17 protein-coding genes are annotated in these 16,655 nt (G+C 75.7%); 16 read left to right on the top strand and 1 reads right to left on the bottom strand.

Features of this window, described 5'->3' with window-relative positions; translation table 11 throughout:
• The first annotated feature begins 44 nt into the window (after positions 1-44).
• From O2W15_RS19240 to O2W15_RS19175, 14 genes are all read left to right on the top strand, one after another.
• Entirely contained in the window at positions 45-2,114 is a 2,070-nt protein-coding gene (locus O2W15_RS19240) for a putative cobaltochelatase (RefSeq protein ID WP_269180551.1), read from the top strand.
• On the top strand, positions 2,114-2,728 hold the full coding sequence (cobO, locus tag O2W15_RS19235) for a cob(I)yrinic acid a,c-diamide adenosyltransferase (RefSeq protein WP_036332849.1): 615 nt from the start codon (positions 2,114-2,116) through the stop codon (positions 2,726-2,728). The genes O2W15_RS19240 and cobO overlap by 1 nt, the downstream gene beginning before the upstream one ends.
• A 109-nt stretch (positions 2,729-2,837) precedes the next feature.
• Positions 2,838-4,220 (top strand): cobyrinate a,c-diamide synthase, encoded by a 1,383-nt coding sequence (locus tag O2W15_RS19230; RefSeq protein ID WP_269180550.1) that lies wholly within the window; start codon positions 2,838-2,840, stop codon positions 4,218-4,220.
• On the top strand, positions 4,207-4,923 hold the full coding sequence (locus O2W15_RS19225; RefSeq protein ID WP_269180549.1) for an energy-coupling factor ABC transporter permease: 717 nt from the start codon (positions 4,207-4,209) through the stop codon (positions 4,921-4,923). The genes O2W15_RS19230 and O2W15_RS19225 overlap by 14 nt, the downstream gene beginning before the upstream one ends.
• On the top strand, positions 4,920-5,246 hold the full coding sequence (locus O2W15_RS19220) for an energy-coupling factor ABC transporter substrate-binding protein (RefSeq protein ID WP_269180548.1): 327 nt from the start codon (positions 4,920-4,922) through the stop codon (positions 5,244-5,246). The genes O2W15_RS19225 and O2W15_RS19220 overlap by 4 nt, the downstream gene beginning before the upstream one ends.
• Positions 5,243-5,977, top strand: a complete 735-nt coding sequence (gene cbiQ / locus O2W15_RS19215; protein WP_269180547.1) for a cobalt ECF transporter T component CbiQ — start codon at positions 5,243-5,245, stop codon at positions 5,975-5,977. The genes O2W15_RS19220 and cbiQ overlap by 4 nt, the downstream gene beginning before the upstream one ends.
• On the top strand, positions 5,974-6,819 hold the full coding sequence (locus tag O2W15_RS19210; protein WP_269180546.1) for an energy-coupling factor ABC transporter ATP-binding protein: 846 nt from the start codon (positions 5,974-5,976) through the stop codon (positions 6,817-6,819). Before cbiQ ends, O2W15_RS19210 begins: the two co-directional genes overlap by 4 nt.
• On the top strand, positions 6,816-8,198 hold the full coding sequence (cobC, locus tag O2W15_RS19205; RefSeq protein ID WP_269180545.1) for an Rv2231c family pyridoxal phosphate-dependent protein CobC: 1,383 nt from the start codon (positions 6,816-6,818) through the stop codon (positions 8,196-8,198). The genes O2W15_RS19210 and cobC overlap by 4 nt, the downstream gene beginning before the upstream one ends.
• Positions 8,195-9,283, top strand: a complete 1,089-nt coding sequence (gene cobT, locus O2W15_RS19200; protein WP_269180609.1) for a nicotinate-nucleotide--dimethylbenzimidazole phosphoribosyltransferase — start codon at positions 8,195-8,197, stop codon at positions 9,281-9,283. Before cobC ends, cobT begins: the two co-directional genes overlap by 4 nt.
• Entirely contained in the window at positions 9,280-10,512 is a 1,233-nt protein-coding gene (cobA, locus tag O2W15_RS19195; RefSeq protein WP_269180544.1) for a uroporphyrinogen-III C-methyltransferase, read from the top strand. Before cobT ends, cobA begins: the two co-directional genes overlap by 4 nt.
• A 40-nt stretch (positions 10,513-10,552) precedes the next feature.
• The gene (locus O2W15_RS19190; RefSeq protein ID WP_269180543.1) at positions 10,553-11,422 is read left to right on the top strand and encodes an alpha/beta fold hydrolase; all 870 of its coding nucleotides are present in this window, start codon (positions 10,553-10,555) and stop codon (positions 11,420-11,422) included.
• Positions 11,423-11,518: 96 nt separating this feature from the next.
• Positions 11,519-12,484: an ABC transporter ATP-binding protein gene (locus tag O2W15_RS19185; protein WP_269180542.1), complete on the top strand. Its 966-nt coding sequence runs from the start codon at positions 11,519-11,521 to the stop codon at positions 12,482-12,484.
• Positions 12,481-13,335 carry an ABC transporter permease gene (locus tag O2W15_RS19180; protein WP_269180541.1) on the top strand — a complete coding sequence of 285 codons (855 nt, stop codon included), beginning with the start codon at positions 12,481-12,483 and terminating at the stop codon, positions 13,333-13,335. The genes O2W15_RS19185 and O2W15_RS19180 overlap by 4 nt, the downstream gene beginning before the upstream one ends.
• A gap of 4 nt (positions 13,336-13,339) precedes the next feature.
• A complete protein-coding gene (locus tag O2W15_RS19175; RefSeq protein WP_036335176.1) occupies positions 13,340-13,591 on the top strand; it encodes a helix-turn-helix transcriptional regulator in 252 nt (83 codons plus the stop codon).
• Positions 13,592-13,609: 18 nt separating this feature from the next.
• Here the strand turns inward: O2W15_RS19175 and O2W15_RS19170 are convergent, their stop codons facing one another.
• On the bottom strand, positions 13,610-14,617 hold the full coding sequence (locus O2W15_RS19170) for an EamA family transporter (RefSeq protein WP_269180540.1): 1,008 nt from the start codon (positions 14,615-14,617) through the stop codon (positions 13,610-13,612).
• Between the two features lie 78 nt (positions 14,618-14,695).
• Between O2W15_RS19170 and O2W15_RS19165 the strand changes: the two genes are divergently transcribed.
• Together O2W15_RS19165 and O2W15_RS19160 are read left to right on the top strand one after the other, a co-directional pair.
• Positions 14,696-15,244, top strand: a complete 549-nt coding sequence (locus tag O2W15_RS19165) for a CGNR zinc finger domain-containing protein (protein ID WP_269180539.1) — start codon at positions 14,696-14,698, stop codon at positions 15,242-15,244.
• Positions 15,245-15,304: 60 nt separating this feature from the next.
• Positions 15,305-16,636, top strand: coding sequence for an esterase (locus O2W15_RS19160; protein WP_269180538.1), 1,332 nt, complete (start codon positions 15,305-15,307; stop codon positions 16,634-16,636).
• Positions 16,637-16,655 lie beyond the last annotated feature (19 nt).

Genomic DNA, 16,655 nt, shown 5'->3' with positions numbered 1-16,655 from the left:
ACCTCCGGGCGTGGACACCCGGGGAGAGGACCTGTGGTCTGCTGATGACCTATCCCTTCGGCGCCGTCGTCGGCATGGACGACATGCGACTGGCGCTGCTGCTCAACGCCGTCTCCCCCGCCGTGGGTGGAGTGCTGGTGCGCGGCGAGAAGGGCACGGCGAAGTCCACGACGGTGCGCGCCCTGGCCGCCGTCCTGCCCCCGGTCGACGTCGTCGCCGGCTGCCGCTTCGCCTGCGACCCCGCCGCCCCCGACCCGGAGTGCCCGGACGGCCCGCACTCCGCCGACGACCGCCCCGTCACCCGCCCGGCCCGCCTCGTCGAGCTGCCGGTCGGCGCCTCGGAGGACCGGCTGGTCGGCTCGCTGGACCTGGAGCGTGCGCTCACCGAGGGCGTGAAGTCCTTCGAGCCTGGGCTGCTGGCCGGCGCGCACCGCGGCGTCCTGTACGTCGACGAGGTCAACCTGCTGCACGACCACCTGGTCGACCTGCTGCTGGACGCCGCCGCCCTGGGCCGGGCCTACGTCGAGCGCGAGGGCGTCTCGGTGCGGCACGCCGCCCGCTTCCTGCTGGTCGGCACCATGAACCCGGAGGAGGGCGAGCTCCGCCCCCAGCTGCTGGACCGGTTCGGGCTCACCGTCGAGGTGGCCGCCCCCCGGGACGCCGACCTGCGCGCCGAGGTGGTCCGCCGCCGGTTCGGCTACGACGCCGACCCGGCCGCCTTCGCCGCCGCCTGGGCCGTCTCCGAGCGTGAGCTGGCGGCCCAGATCGCCGCGGCCCGCGCCCTGCTGCCCAGCGTGGTGCTGAGCGACGCCGCGCTCCGCCAGGTCACCAGCGTCTGCGCCGCCTTCGACGTCGACGGCCTGCGCGCCGACCTAGTCACCGCCCGCGCCGCGATCGCGCACGCCGCCTGGTGCGGCCGCACCGACGTCACCGAGGACGACGTCCGGGTCGCCGCCCGGCTCGCCCTCCCGCACCGCCGCCGGCGCAACCCCTTCGACGCCCCCGGCCTCGACGACGACACCCTGGACCAGGCCCTCGCCGACTCCCGCCCCGACGACGACCCGGACGACGACCCCACCCCACCCGAGGGCACCGACCCCACCGACGGACCAGACGACGGCAGCCCTCCCCCGGGCGACGGCTCCCCCGACCACCAGGATGGCCATTCCGGTGGTGCTGAGGGTGAGTCGGCGCCGGCTCCGGAGGACGGCGGGGCGGCGGACGAGCAGCCGCCGACGACGGCGCCGCGGGGTGAGGGCGGCGGGCACACCGACGCCGCGCCCGCCCCGGAGAAGGCCGCCGTCGCCCCGGACGCCGCGTTCCGGGTGCAGCGGCTGGAGGTCCCCGGCATCGGTGCGGGCGCGGCGGGCCGGCGATCGAAGGCGCGCAGCGAGCGCGGCCGGGTGGTCGGCTCCCGCCGTCCCGAGGGCAGCGTCACCAAGTTGCACCTGGTCGACACCGTGCTGGCCGCGGCACCGCACCAGCGGGCCCGCGGCCGCACCGGCGCCGGGCTGCGCCTGCAGCACGAGGACCTGCGCCAGGCGACGCTGGAGGGCCGGGAGGGCAACCTCGTTCTCTTCGTGGTCGACGCCAGCGGCTCGATGGGCGCCCGCTCCCGGATGGCCGCGGTGAAGGGCGCCGTCCTCTCGCTGCTGATGGACGCCTACCAGCGCCGGGACAAGGTCGGGCTGATCACCTTCCGCGGCGGGGACGCCGAGCTGACCCTGCCGCCGACCTGGTCGGTGGAGGCCGCGGCCGCCCGGCTGACCAGCCTGCCCACCGGCGGGCGCACGCCGCTCGCCGCGGGGCTGTTGCGGGCGCACGAGACGCTGCGTCTGGAGCGGGTCCGCGACCCGCAGCGCCGTCCGCTGCTCGTCGTCGTGACCGACGGCCGGGCGACCGGTCCGCGCGGCGGTGACCACCTCTCCGACGCCCGACGGGCCGCCGGCCTGCTGGCCGCGGCCGGGACGGCGAGCGTCGTCGTCGACTGCGAGTCCGGGCCGGTGCGGCTGGGACTGGCCGCGTCGCTGGGCACGGCGCTGGGCGCACAGACGATGCGGCTCGAGGAGCTCGGCGCGGAGTCGCTGGTCCGCACGGTGCGAGAGGCCGCCTGATGCCGCAGGGGCAGGTGACCGCGGTCCCGGTCGACGGGCTGACCACCCGGCAGCGCCGCAACCGGCCGCTGCTCGCGGTGCACACGGGCGAGATGAAGGGCAAGTCCACCGCCGCCTTCGGGATGGCGATGCGGGCGTGGAACCAGGGCTGGTCGATCGCGGTCTACCAGTTCGTCAAGAGCGCCAAGTGGAAGGTCGGCGAGGAGAACGCGCTGACCGCACTGGGCCGGGTGCACGAGACCACCGGCGAGGGCGGCCCGGTGGTCTGGCACAAGATGGGCTCGGGCTGGTCCTGGTCCCGCAAGCACGGCGACGAGACCGACCACGCCGGTGACGCCGCCGAGGGCTGGGCGCAGATCAAGCGCGACCTGGCCGCCGAGGCGCACCGCTTCTACGTGCTCGACGAGTTCACCTACCCACTGAAGTGGGGCTGGGTCGACATCGAGGACGTCGTCGAGACCCTGACGAACCGGCCGGGCAGCCAGCACGTCGTCATCACCGGGCGGAACGCCCCGCCGGCGCTGATCGAGGCCGCCGACCTGGTCGTGGAGATGACCAAGGTCAAGCACCCGATGGACGCCGGCCAGAAGGGCCAACGGGGGATCGAGTGGTGACCCGCCCGTCCTGTCCGACAGAAATGGCCATTTCTGTCGCTCCTTGTCGACCGTCACGTCCCCACCCGGGGACAGAAATGGCCATTTCTGTCGCGGTGGGGGTCGGGCGATGACCACCATCCCGCGGATCGTGGTGGCGGCGCCGTCGTCGAACGCCGGCAAGACGTCGATCACGACCGGGCTGATCGCTGCGCTCACCAACCGTGGGCTCTCCGTGAGCCCGCACAAGGTCGGCCCCGACTACATCGACCCGGGCTACCACGGTCTCGCCGCCGGCCGCCCGGGTCGCAACCTGGACAAGTGGCTGGTCGGCGACGACCGGATCACCCCGCTGTTCCTGCACGGCTCGCGGGGCGCCGACGTCGCGGTGGTCGAGGGCGTGATGGGGCTGTTCGACGGCGCCGCACACGCCAGCGTCGAGCCCGGCTACGGCTCCACCGCCCAGGTCGCCGCGCACCTGCAGGCCCCGGTGGTGCTGGTCGTCGACGCGGCGTCCCAGGCCCGCAGCGTGGCCGCGCTGGTGCACGGGTTCGCCACCTTCGACCCGACGGTGCGGATCGGCGGCGTCGTCCTCAACCGGGTCGGCAGCGACCGGCACGAGGCGATCCTGCGCGAGGCGCTGGGCACGGCCGGGGTGCCGGTGCTCGGTGCGGTCCGCCGGATCGCGGAGCTGCAGACGCCGTCCCGGCACCTGGGCCTGGTGCCGGCCGCCGAGCGGTCGGCGGAGGCGGTGCGCACCGTGCGCGCGCTGGGCGCGGTCGTCGAGTCCAGCATCGACCTGGACGCCGTCCTGCGGCTGGCCCGCACCGCGCCGGACCTCACCGGCGAGCCGTGGGACCCGGCCGCCGAGGTGACCCCGGTCGAGGGCCGCCCGGTCGTTGCGGTGGCCGGCGGCCCGGCGTTCACCTTCGGCTACGCCGAGACCGCCGAGCTGCTCACCGCGGCCGGCGCCGAGGTGGTGACCGTCGACCCGCTGCGGGACGGCGCACTCCCCGCGGGCACCCGGGCGCTGGTCGTCGGCGGCGGCTTCCCCGAGGTGCACGCCAGCGCGCTCAGCGCCAACGTCGGCCTGCGGACGGCGATCGCCGACCTCGCCGCCCGCGGCGGCCCGATCGCCGCGGAGTGCGCCGGGCTGCTGTACCTCTCCCAGGAGCTGGACGGCGAGCCGATGTGCGGTGTACTGCCGACGACGACGGCGATGCACCCCCGGCTCACGCTGGGCTACCGCGCGGCGGTGGCGCTCACCGACAGCGTGCTGGCCCCGGCCGGCACTCGGGTGCGCGGCCACGAGTTCCACCGCACCACCGCCGGTCCGGCCGCCGGGGCGACCCCCGCCTGGCAGTGGAACGCCGACGGGCCGGAGGGCTTCGTGACCGGCAACGTGCACGCCTCCTACCTGCACCTGAACTGGGCCGGCTCCCCCGGGATGGCCACCCGCTTCGTCGCCGCCGCCGCGCGGGTCCCCCAGGAGGTCGGGCATGCACATCGCTGAGGGGTTCCTGCCACCCGCGCACGCCATCGGCTGGACGATCGCCGCCGCCCCGTTCGTCGTGCACGGTGCCCGGGCCGTGGTCAAGGAGGTGCGCGAGAACCCGGAGTCGACCCTGCTGCTCGGCGCCGCCGGGGCGTTCACCTTCGTGCTCAGCGCGATCAAGCTGCCCTCGATCACCGGCAGCTCCAGCCACCCGACCGGCACCGGGCTGGGCGCCGTCCTGTTCCGACCACCGGTGATGGCCCTGCTCGGCACGGTGGTGCTGCTGTTCCAGGCACTGTTGCTGGCGCACGGCGGACTGACCACCCTGGGCGCCAACGCGTTCTCGATGGCGGTGGTCGGTCCCTGGGCCGGCTACGCCGTCTACCGGCTGGTCCGGCGCAGCGGGGGCGGGCTGCTCCCCGGGGTCTTCGCCGCCATGGCCGTGGCCGACCTGGCCACCTACGTGACGACGGCGCTGCAGCTGGCCTGGGCGCACCCCGACGCAGCCAGTGGCTTCGCCGGGGCGGCGGCGAAGTTCCTCTCCGTCTTCGCGTTCACCCAGGTGCCGCTGGCGATCGGCGAGGGCCTGCTCGGCGTCCTGCTGTTCCGGGTGCTGGTGGTCAACGCCCGCCCCGAGCTGGAGCGCCTCGGCGTCCTCCGCCGCACGCCGGAACCCGATCAGGCCCCGGTGGCCGAGGCCACCCCGGGTGGTGAGCGATGAGGCGGCACCTGGTCACCGCACTGCTGGTGCTGGCCGTGATCGCCCTGTTCGCCACCCCGCTGCTGCTCGACGGCGGCAGCGAGTACGCCGGCACGGACAGCCAGGCCACCGAGCTGATCGAGGACTCCGACGCCGGCTACGAGCCGTGGTTCGAGTCGGTCTTCTCCCCCGGGTCCTCCGAGATCGAGTCCGGCCTGTTCGCGATGCAGGCGGCGCTGGGCGGCGGCGTGCTGGGCTACGTGCTCGGCCGGCTGAAGGGCCGGCGGACGGCGGAGCGACAGCGCCCGACGGCGGAGGTAGCCACGCCCCCCGCGGCGCCGTGACCGGGCTGGCGATCGACGACGCCGCCTGGGCCAGTGCCTGGCGGCTGCGCTCCCCCGCCGACAAGCTGCTGCTCAGCGGAGGGCTGGTGCTCGCCGCGCTGGTGCTGCCGGCCTGGCCGGGGAGCCTGCTGGTCGGGCTGGCCGCCCTCGTCCTGGCGCTGGGCCCGGCCCGGGTGCCGGCGCGCACGTTCGGCCGCGCGGTCCGGCTGCCGCTGGCGTTCATCCTGATCGGGGCGGTGACCGCCGTCGTCCAGGTCGGGGACGGCGGCCTCGGCTGGGCACCGGACGCCGCCGCCCGGGCGGGCGGGCTGGTCGGGCACGCGGTGGCCGGCAGCGCGGCGGTGCTGCTGCTGGCGACGACGACACCGATGTCGGACCTGCTGCCGGCGCTGCACCGGATGCGGGTGCCCGACGCCGTGGTCGAGGTGGCCTCGGTGACCTACCGGATGCTGTTCGTGCTGCTCACCAGCCTGTCCACCATCCGCGAGGCGCAGGCCGCCCGGATGGGGCACGCGGGCATCCGGAACTCCTACCGCTCCTCGGGGATGCTGGCCGCCGCGGTGCTGACCCGCTCCTGGGACCGGGCCCGCCGGCTGTCCGACGGGCTGGCCGGACGCGGCATGGAGACCGGGTTGCGGGTGCTGCCGGAGGTGCTGCCCTCCTCCCGCCGGTTCGTCGCGAGCACCGTCGTCGGGCTGGCCGCCCTGGTCACCGTGAGCGTGCTGGCATGAGCCACCTGACGCTGGCGGCCGAGGGCCTGGTCGCCGGGTACGAGCGCGGCGCCCGGGTGCTGGCCGGGGCCTCGCTGACCGTGCCGCCCGGCCGCCGGCTCGCGTTGCTGGGCGCGAACGGGTCGGGCAAGACGACGCTGCTGCGCTGCCTGTCCGGGGCGCTGGCACCGGTGCGCGGCCGCATCACCCTGGACGGCGCCGAACTGCACGCCACCCGGAAGGGCCTGCGGGCGCACCGGCAGGCGGTGCAGCTGGTGCTGCAGGATCCCGACGACCAGCTGTTCAGCGCCTCGGTCGCCCAGGACGTCTCCTTCGGGCCGGTGAACCTCGGCCTGCCCGAGGACGAGGTGCGGGCGCGGGTCACCGAGGCCCTGGAGCTGCTCGCCGTGGCGCACCTGGCCGGCCGCCCGACGCACCAGCTCTCCTACGGCGAGCGGAAGCGGGTCGCCATCGCCGGCGCGGTCGCCATGCGGCCCTGCGTGCTGATGCTCGACGAGCCGACCGCCGGGCTCGACCCGACCGCGGTCGGCGAGGCACTGGCCGCACTCACCCGGCTGCAGGAGGCCGACTCGACGATCGTGATGAGCACCCACGACGTCGACCTGGCGCTGCGCTGGGCCGACGAGGTCGCCGTGGTGGTGGACGGCGGGGTGGTGCAGGGCGCACCGGACGTCGTCCTCGGCGACGACGCGCTACTGGCCCGCGCCCGGCTGGACCGCCCGTGGGCGCTCAGCGTCGGCGCCCGGCTGCAGGCCCTCGGGCTGCTGCCCGACGGCGCCCTCCCCCGGGACGCCGACGCGCTGATCGCCGCGCTCCCCGACCGCCCCGGGGTGACGGCGTGATCGTGGTGGGCATCGGCGCACGCTCCGGGGCGACCGCCGACGAGCTGCTGGCCGCCGTGGACGCGGTGCTGCCGGCTCCGGAGGGCCCCGTCCGGCTGGCCACGCTGGACAGCCGGGCCGCCGAGCCGGGGCTGCGCGAGGCCGCCGCCCGCCGCGGCTGGCCGCTGACCGGGCACCCGGCGGCCACCCTGGCCGCCGTCCCGGTGCCGGCCCCGTCGGTGCGGGTCGCCGCCGCCGTCGGCACGGCGTCGGTCGCCGAGGCCGCGGCGCTGCTCGAGGGTGGGCGGCTCGTCGTCGGCAAGACGGTGCACGGCCGGGTGACCGTCGCGGTGGCCCTCGACCCCGACCTCCGACATCACGGGGATGCCGAGGTCGGTCCCGGCCTGGTGGACCTGGCGGTGAACGTCCGCGCCGACGCTCCCCCGCCCTGGCTGCGCACCGTGCTGCACGAGGCGGTCGAGGCCAGCGCCGCGTACCCCGACCTGCGCCCCGCCCGCGCCGCCGTCGCCGCCGCGCACCGCCGCGACCCGGCCGAGGTGCTGCTGACCGCGGGGGCGGCCGAGACGTTCACGCTGGTCGCCCGGGCGCTGCGCCCCCGCCGGGCGGTCGTCGTCCACCCGTCCTTCACCGAGCCCGAGGCCGCCCTGCGCGCCGCGGGCCACCCGGTGGAGCGGCTGGTGCTGACCGCGCCGGGGTACCAACTGGACCCGGCGGCGGTCCCGGCCGACGCCGACCTCGTCGTCGTCGGCAACCCGACCAACCCGACCTCGGTGCTGCACCCCGCCGCCGACCTCGCCGCGCTGGCCCGCCCCGGGCGGGTGCTGCTGGTCGACGAGGCGTTCGCCGACACCGTGCCCGGCGAGCCGGAGTCGCTGACCGGCCGCAGCGACCTGCCCGGCCTGCTCGTGGTGCGCAGCCTGACGAAGACCTGGGGCCTGGCCGGGCTGCGGGTCGGCTACGCCCTGGGCCCGGCCGACCTGGTCGCCGCGCTGGCCGCCCAGCAACCGCACTGGCCGGTCTCGACCCCGGCGCTGGCCGCCCTGACCGCCTGCACCACCCCGGCCGCCCGGGCGGAGGCCGAGGAGGTGGCGCACCAGCTGACCGCACACCGGGCCGCGCTGCTGGCGGCGCTGCCAGCCGCGGTCGAGGTGGTCGCCGACCCGCGCTCGTCCTTCGTGCTGCTGCGGGTGCGGGAGGGCGCCCGGGTGCGCGAACGGCTCCGGGAACGGGGCTGGGCGGTGCGCCGGGGCGACACGTTCCCCGGCCTGGGCAGCGACCACCTGCGGATCGCCGTCCGCGACCCGGAGACCTCCCGTGCGTTCGCGTCGGCGCTGGCTGAGACCCTTGACCCGATCATCACGACCGAGGAGGTCCGCTGAGCACCGACCCGACCCCCTTCGCCGGCACGCTGCTGGGCGCGACCATCGCCGCCGTCACCCCACGGGACACCGCCGCCGAGCGGGCCGCCCGGGAGCGGCTGGACCGGATGACCAAGCCCCCCGGCTCCCTCGGGGTGCTCGAGGACGTCGCCGCGCAGCTGGCCGGCACCGCCGGGGCCTGCCCGCCCCCGCTGCCCGAGCCGGCCGTGGTCGCGGTCTTCGCCGGCGACCACGGGGTGCACGCCCAGGGGGTCACCCCGTGGCCGCAGGAGGTCACCGCGCAGATGGTGGCGAACCTCGCCGCCGGCGGTGCGGTGGTCAACGCCTTCGCCGCACAGCTGGGCGCCGACGTCGTCGTGGTCGACGTCGGGGTCGCTTCCCCGGTCGGCCCCGCCGCGGGCCTGCTGGAGCGCAACGTCCGCCGCGGCACCGCCGACCTCTCCCGCGGCCCGGCGATGACCATCACCGAGGCCCGGCAGGCGGTCGAGGTCGGCATCGAGGTGGCGACGACGCTCGCCGCCGACCACGGCTGCCTGGTCACCGGCGACATGGGGATCGGCAACACCACCGCCTCCGCGGCCCTGGTCTGCGTGTTCACCGGCGCCGCCCCGGTCGAGGCGACCGGTCGCGGCACCGGCATCGACGACCCCACGCTGGCCCGCAAGATCGAGGTGGTCACCCGCGCGGTCGCCCGCGTGCCGGCCCGCCCGGCCACCCCCGAGGCGGCGCTCGCCGCGCTGGCCGAGCTCGGCGGGCTCGAGCACGCGGCGCTGGCCGGCTTCGTGCTGGGCGCCGCCGCTGCCCGGGTGCCGGTGCTGCTGGACGGCGTGATCGCCGGCTCGGCCGCCCTCGTCGCCGCAGCCCTGTGCCCGGCTGCCCTGGAACACGCGTTCGCCGGTCACACCTCCGCCGAGCCCGGCTCCGGTCAGGCCCTGCGTGCGCTGGGACTGCGCCCGCTGCTCGGGCTCGACCTGCGCCTCGGCGAGGGCACCGGAGCACTGCTGAGCCTGCCCCTGGTGGCCAGCGCGGCCCGCGCGCTGCGCGACGTCGCCACCTTCGACTCGGCAGGGGTCACCGAGAAGTGAGCGCCTCTCCCGATCCGGGCACCGTCTACCCGGTGGGTCTGCGGCTGGCCGGTCGCCGCGTCGTCGTCGTCGGCGGGGGCCAGGTCGCGCACCGCCGGGTCGCCGGCCTGCTCGAGGCCCGCGCGCAGGTCACCGTGGTCAGCCCCGAGCTCACCCCGGCCCTCGAGGCGCTGGTCGCGCCCGGTTCGGTCACCTGGCACCCGCGGCGCTGGGTCCAGGGCGACCTGTCCGGCGCCTGGTACGCCGTGGCCGCCACCGACGACCCAGCCGTGAACGCCGCCGTCGCCGCCGAGGCCGAGCGCGACCGGGTGTTCTGCGCCCGCGCCGACGACCGCGGCGCCTCCAGCGTCTGGACCCCGGCGGTCGGCCGGCAGGGCGACCTCGTCATCGGCGTGCACGGCGGCGGAGACCCGCAGCGGGCCATCGGCGTCCGGGACGCGGTGCTGACCGGGCTCACCGACGGCTCCATCGCCGACCGCGCCTCCCGCACGCCCTCGGTGGCCGCCGGCAGCGTCGTCCTGGTGGGTGGCGGGCCGGGCGACCCCGGACTGGTGACGGTGCGCGGCCGGCAGGCGGTCGCCACGGCAGACGTCGTCGTCGCCGACCACCTGGCGCCGCAGGGGCTGCTGGCCTCCCTGCCGGCCGACGTCCTGGTCATCGACGCCTCCAAGCTGCCGCGCGGTCGCTCGATGGCGCAGGAGCAGATCAACGAGCTGCTGGTCTCGCACGCGCTGGCCGGCCGCCGGGTGGTGCGGCTCAAGGGCGGCGACCCGTTCGTCTTCGGCCGGGGCTACGAGGAGCTGGAGGCATGCGCGGCCGCCGGCGTGCCGGTCGAGGTCGTGCCGGGCGTGACCAGTGCCATCGCCGTCCCCGGCCTGGCCGGCGTCCCGGTCACCCACCGGGGGCTGACGCACGAGTTCGTCGTCGTCTCCGGGCACGTGCCGCCGGGGCACCCGGCGTCGCTGGTCGACTGGGCGGCGCTGGGCCGGCTGCGCGGCACCGTCGTGGTGCTGATGGGGGTGGACACCGCCCCGGCGATCTCCGCCGCCCTGGTCGAGCACGGCCGGGCCCCGGAGACGCCGGTCGCCGTGGTCAGCGACGGCGCCACCCCGGCGCAGCGGACCCTGCGCACCACCCTCGCCGGGCTGGGGAAGACCATCGCCGACGAGGGCGTCCGCCCGCCCGCCGTGTGGGTGGTCGGCGACGTGGTGGCCCTCGGCGCCGGCTGATCGCCGAGCGGGCGGCACGCGGCCGACATACCGTTCCTCGGTGTCCTACGTCGTCTCCTTCGATGCCACCGTCCTGACCCTGCAGATCCAGGGCCCGGACGACGGCCCGGTCGTCGTGCTCGTCAACGGCCTGGGCATGACCACCGACTCCTGGGGCCGCGTACCCGAGCTGCTCGCCGACCGACACCGCGTGGTCCGGTACGACCTGCGGGGACACGGTCGCAGCGGCAACGCCCCCGCCGACGAGTACAGCCTCGAGGCGCACGCCCAGGACCTGGCCACCGTGCTCGCCGAGGTGGTGCCCGATGGTCAGCAGGCGGTCGTGGTCGGCAACAGCCTCGGCGGCGGCATCATCATCGTGCACGCCCGCGACCTCGGGCTGGACCGCATCGCCGGGGTGGTGTTCGCCGGGTCGGGCGGCTCGGGGGTGACGTTCGCCGGGTTCCCGGCCGACGGGCTGCCGCCGATGGCGCGCCGGATCGTGCGTCGCAGCTGGTTGAAGGCGCTGCGCCTGGTGGCGGTCGTCGCGAACCGGGTGCGGCCCTTCGAGCCGCTGGCCGACCGGCTGGTGCGGAAGTTCGCCTTCGAGCCGGGTGCACCGGAGGCCGCGGTCGCCCAGGTCCGGGAGGACTTCATGGGCAGCCGGCGGGTGCCGCTGGCCCGGACGACGCTGGCCAGCGTCAGCACCAACGGCGTCCGGTACGCCTCGGCGCTGACCGTCCCCACCCTGGTGCTGCACGGAGAGCACGACCCGGAGGTGCCGCAGCAGGAGATCGACGAGCTGATGCCGGAGCTCGCCGACGGCGAGCTGGTCCAGCTGCCCGGCGCCGGGCACATGGTGGCCCTGACCCGCACCGAGGAGACCGCCGAGCAGATCGCCCGCTGGGTCCGCCGGGTGCGGGCCGGCTGACGGGACGACGACCGGCGAGCAGAGTACTGGTGCTCTGGATGTAGCAGTCCTACTATCACGGCCGTCAGCTCCTCCCTGTCCCAGGAGTGGTGTGCCATGGCCGCAGTCCCCGAGTCCCCTGACTCCGCCGAGCCTCCTCAGCTGGGTCCGCCGGGCACCCGACCCGCCGTCCGGGTCCGGGGCCTGCGGATGGCCTACGGGAACCACGAGGTGCTGAGCGGGGTCGACTTCGACGTCCGCCAGGGCGAGGTGGTCTGCCTGCTGGGCCCCAACGGCGCGGGGAAGACCACCACGATCGAGGTGCTGGAGGGCTTCCGGCTGCCCTCGGCCGGCACCGTGGAGGTGCTCGGCGCCGACCCGGCCCGCGGCGACGACGCCTGGCGCGCCCGGATCGGGGTGGTCCTGCAGTCCTGGCGCGACCACCCACGCTGGACGCCCCGCCGGCTGCTCGGCTACCTGGGCGGCTACTACGAGCCCTACTCGACGGCCGAGCGCACGCGCCCCTGGGAGGTCGAGGACCTGCTGTCCACGGTCGGGCTGACCGAGGAGGCCGACCGGAAGATCGCCACCCTCTCCGGCGGGCGCCGCCGACGGCTGGACGTCGCCGTCGGGCTGATCGGGCGGCCGGAGCTGCTGTTCCTGGACGAGCCGACCGCCGGGTTCGACCCGCAGGCGCGCCGCGACTTCCACGACCTGGTGCACCGGCTCTCCGACCTCGAGGGCACCTCCATCCTGCTCACCACCCATGACCTGGGTGAGGCCGAACGGCTCGCCGACCGGATCCTCATCCTCACCGACGGGCGGATCGTCGCCGACGGCAGCGCGGCGGCGCTCACCCGGCAGGTGGCCGGCACCAGCGAGGTCCGGTGGGTCCGGGACGGCGAGCAGTTCGTGCACGCCACCGACGAGATCGTCCCCTTCGTCCGCCGGCTGCTCGACCAGCACGGCGACGAGCTCACCGACCTGGAGGTGCGGCGGGCCGACCTGGAGGACACGTACATCGCCATGGTCCAGCGCTTCGAGTCCCGGCCGCAGCGGCACCTCGCGGAGGTGGCCCGGTGAGCGCCTCCCGCCAGGCCGTGCGTCAGGGCCTGCGCCGCGGCTGGACGGAGTTCGCGCAGAGCCTGCGCAGCGCGCAGGACCAGGGCTTCTACCTCTTCATCGGCGTGGTCACCCTCGCCGTCCTGTGGTTCAACCGGGACAACGAGGTGGGCGAGACCGGCCTGCTCTACCCGACGTTCGCGCTGCCCAGCATCCTGGGCGGGCTGCTCACCTTCGGCCTCGTGATCGGGCCGGGCTACTCGCTGGCGATGGAGCGGGAGGACGGCACGCTGCTGCGGCACAAGGCGCTGCCGCACGGGATGGAGGGCTACGTCACCGGGCAGCTGACGCTGCAGTCGCTGACCCTGCTGCCCAGCCTGCTCGTCGTCCTCGTCCCGAGCCTGCTGCTCTTCGACGACGTGATGCCCGGCGGCGTGGGCAGCTGGCTCGCCGTCCTGGGCCTGATCGTGCTCGGAGTGCTGGCCACGATGCCCTGGGGCATGGTGCTGGGCTCGGTGGTGCCCGGCGTCCAGAAGATGGGCACCTGGGGGATGGTGCCGGTCCTGCTGATCACCGCGATCTCCGGCATCTTCGTCCCGATCCAGGCGATGTGGGGCTGGGTGCAGGCCGTCGCCCAGGTCTTCCCGGTCTACTGGATCGGGCTCGGGCTGCGCTCGGCCTTCCTCCCCCCGGAGGCGGTCGTCGGCGAGCTGGGAGACTCCTGGCGGACCGGCCCGATGCTGCTGATCCTCGGCGCCTGGACGGTGGCCGGCCTGGTGGTCGCACCTCGGGTGCTGCGCCGGATGGCCCGGCGGCAGTCGGGGTCGACGGTCGAGGCGGCACGGGAGACGGCTCTGCAGTGGGTGCGGTGAGCGGGTGAACGAGGGCGTCTTCAACCGGATCGCCCTGCTCCGGGCCGAGCAGGGGGTCAGCCGGCGCGAGCTCGCCGACGCCCTCGGCGTGCACTACCAGACGATCGGCTACCTGGAGCGGGGCGAGTACAACCCCAGCCTGAACCTGGCGCTGCGCATCGCCGAGTTCTTCCAGCTGCCGGTCGAGACGGTCTTCTCCACCACGCCCTTCCCCCGGATCAGCGACACCACCGCCCCCCGGTCCGCCTCGGGCTGACCGGGGGCCGTCGTCGGTTCAGGTCCCGGGCGTCGTCGGCGCCGACGGCCGGGAGGCCGGCGCCGCGGGCTCCGCGCCGGCCGGCACCGGGTCGACGTCGGCCGTGTCGGCCGGCGGGCGGTCCTCGCCCAGCCGGACCAGCACGATCCCCACCAGGACGACGACCCCGCCGACCAGCTGCACGACGCCCGGCTGCTGCCCCAGCGCCAGCCAGGCCGCCACCACCGCGAACAGCACCTCGCCGAGACCGACGAACGAGGCGAGCCGCGAGCCCAGCCGCCGGACGGCCGCGATCCCGGTGGCGTAGGCGAGCGCCGCCGACACCAGCGCCACGCCGAGCACCGGGACCAGCCAGCTGGTCGACCGGCCGGCCAGCTCGACGTCCACGGCGGCGGTGCGCCACGGGAGGACGCCGACCAGGGCGGCTGTCCCGAGCAGCAGGGCACCCACCGCGAGCCCGGCCCAGGCGCTGACCAGCGGCGGCAGCGCGTCGTCGGAGTGTGCGGAGAGGACGAAGTAGGACGCGAGCCCCACCGCTGCGATCAGCCCCCACATCACGCCCACCGGGTCGATCCGGGCGCCGCTGAGGACGTCGAGGACCAGCACCAGGCCGCCGACGGCCACCACGACCCCGGCGCCGGTGACCCGGCTGGGCCGCTGCCCGAGCCGCGCCCAGGTCCACAGCACGACCAGCAGCACCCCGGAGTACTCCAGCAGCAGCGCCACGCCCACCGACAGCCGGGAGACGGCGTAGAAGTAGGCCAGCTGGGGCAGCGCGACGGCGAGCGCGCCGAAGGCCAGGACGGCGCCGGCGTTGGCCCGCAGCAGCGACCACCTGCCGCGCAGCTGGACCAGGGCCGGGACGGCGAGCGCCAGCGAGGCCACCCCGATCCGCACGGTCACGGCGGAGCCGGCGGTCCAGCCGGCGTCCAGCAGCGCGGTGGCGAACACCCCCGAGGTGCCGAAAGCGGCCGCGGAGACCACGGCCAGCAGCAGTCCGATCAGCCCGGTCCGGCGGTCCAGCACGGCAGACACCCCCTCGTCAGGAGCCAACCGACATACGCTCCTGTACAGCGGACGCTAACAGAGGAGTACAGGAGTCACATGCTCTTTGCCCATGACACGGAGATGGGGCTCGCCAGCGCCGCCGCGCTGGTGAACACCACCGGGGACGGCGAGGAGCGGCTGCCCGACCCGGCGGCGCTGGCCACGTTCCTGGACGACTGGCAGTTCACCGGCAGCCGGGCCGGCGACGCCGCCGAGCTGGCCGCGGTGCACGAGCTGCGGTCGGTGCTGGCCCGGGTCTGGGACGCCGACGAGGACGGCGTGGTGACCATCGTCAACCGGCTGCTGCGCGAGGGGAACGCCCTGCCGCAGCTGGTCCGGCACGACGACTGGGGCTACCACGTGCACGCCACCGAGTCGGCGGCCCCGGTCGCCGACCGGTGGGGCGTGGAGGCCGCCATGGCGCTGGCCGACGTGGTGCGCGCCGGCGCGCTCGACCGGTTGCGCCGGTGTGCTGCCTCCGGCTGCGACGACGTCCTGGTCGACCTCACCAAGAACGCCGGCCGACGGTTCTGCGACAGCACGTGCGCCAATCGCGAGCACGTGGCCGCCTACCGGGCCCGCCGCGCGGCCGACCCGCCCATGTGATCGACAACACGCACGGCTAGCGTCCGGTCACCGTCAACGACGACGTCCCCGGAGGTCCCCATGCACCGCCCCACCCGACTGCTGCTCGCGCCGATGGCACTGGCCCTGGTCAGCACCGTGCTCGCCGGCCCGGCCGCGGCCCAGCCGACGCACCAGCCCGCCCCCCAGTACCCGCAGTCGCCCGAGGTCGAGTACGTCGTCGACGAGGCGGCGCTGCCGTTCGAGGCGCTGCCGGGCACCACCACCACCCGCAGCTGGGGCGTGCTCAAGGGCGCCGGCTACCGGATCGAGGTGCCGGCCGACTGGAACGGCGACCTGGTGATGTGGGCGCACGGGTACCGCGGCACCGGCCCCACCCTGACCGTCGACTCCCCACCCGACGGGCTCCGGCAGCACCTGGTCGACGAGGGCTACGCCTGGGCCGCCTCCAGCTACACCGAGAACGGGTACGACGTCGTCTCCGGGGTGAAGAGCACCCACCGGCTGCTCACGTACTTCGAGAAGACCGTGGGCAAGGCCGACCTCACCTACCTGTCCGGGGTCTCGATGGGCGGGCACGTCACCGGGGTGAGCATCGAGCAGTACCCGAACGCCTACGACGGCGCGCTGCCGGCCTGCGGTGTCATGGGCGACCGGCGGCTGTTCGACACGTTCCTGGACTACAACGCCGCCGCCCAGGCGCTCACCGACACCCCGCCGGTCTACCCGGCGCCGGCCGACTACCTGACCACCACCGTGCCGGAGATGAAGGCCGAGCTGGGCACCCCCTACCCGTACGTGCTCACCGAGGCCGGCGAGGACCTGCGCGCCCTGACCGAGCAGCGGACCGGTGGGGACCGGCCGCTGTTCGAGCTGGGCTTCAGCGCCTTCGCCGACTTCCTGTTCACCGTGTACCCGGTCTTCCCGGGCCTCGGCGAGGAGCGCGGCGCCGTCGGCGGCAACGCCGACACCGGCTACCAGCTGGACGGCGACCCGCAGCTGACGGCCGAGGAGCGGGCGCTCAACGAGGAGGTCCTGCGGGTGCGGGCCGACCGCGGCAGCAACGGCCTGTCCGGGGTGCCCACCATCGACGGGCGCTTCGACGTGCCGGTCCTGTCGCTGCACGGCCTGGGCGACCTGTTCGTGCCGTTCAGCATGGAGCAGGAGTACGCCCGCGACGCCGCGGCCCGGGGGAACAGCGACCTGCTCGTGCAGCGGGCCATCCGCTCCGTCGCGCACTGCGACTTCAGCGCGCAGGAGTACCAGCAGGCGTTCACCGACCTGGTCGCCTGGGTCGAGGACGGCGTGCGGCCGGCCGGTGACGACGTGCTCGACGCCGAGGTGGTCGCCGACCCGCAGTACGGCTGCCGCTTCACGGTGCCGCTGCGGGCCTACGACGTCGGCGCCTGCTGATCGTCGGCACGGGGGCGCC

Source organism: Modestobacter sp. VKM Ac-2979 (assembly GCF_026967995.1).
GTDB lineage: Bacteria > Actinomycetota > Actinomycetes > Mycobacteriales > Geodermatophilaceae > Modestobacter.
The sequence above is the reverse complement of the archived record's forward strand: the minus strand, read 5'-3'. Positions and strand labels throughout refer to the sequence as shown.

Coding starts and splice junctions, on each gene's coding strand:
- O2W15_RS19185 (WP_269180542.1), top strand. CDS start 11,519: ATGGCCGCAGTCCCCGAGTCCCCTGACTCCGCCGAGCCTCCTCAGCTG.
- O2W15_RS19220 (WP_269180548.1), top strand. CDS start 4,920: ATGAGGCGGCACCTGGTCACCGCACTGCTGGTGCTGGCCGTGATCGCC.
- O2W15_RS19210 (WP_269180546.1), top strand. CDS start 5,974: ATGAGCCACCTGACGCTGGCGGCCGAGGGCCTGGTCGCCGGGTACGAG.
- O2W15_RS19225 (WP_269180549.1), top strand. CDS start 4,207: ATGCACATCGCTGAGGGGTTCCTGCCACCCGCGCACGCCATCGGCTGG.
- O2W15_RS19160 (WP_269180538.1), top strand. CDS start 15,305: ATGCACCGCCCCACCCGACTGCTGCTCGCGCCGATGGCACTGGCCCTG.
- cobO (WP_036332849.1), top strand. CDS start 2,114: ATGCCGCAGGGGCAGGTGACCGCGGTCCCGGTCGACGGGCTGACCACC.
- O2W15_RS19240 (WP_269180551.1), top strand. CDS start 45: ATGACCTATCCCTTCGGCGCCGTCGTCGGCATGGACGACATGCGACTG.
- O2W15_RS19230 (WP_269180550.1), top strand. CDS start 2,838: ATGACCACCATCCCGCGGATCGTGGTGGCGGCGCCGTCGTCGAACGCC.
- O2W15_RS19165 (WP_269180539.1), top strand. CDS start 14,696: ATGCTCTTTGCCCATGACACGGAGATGGGGCTCGCCAGCGCCGCCGCG.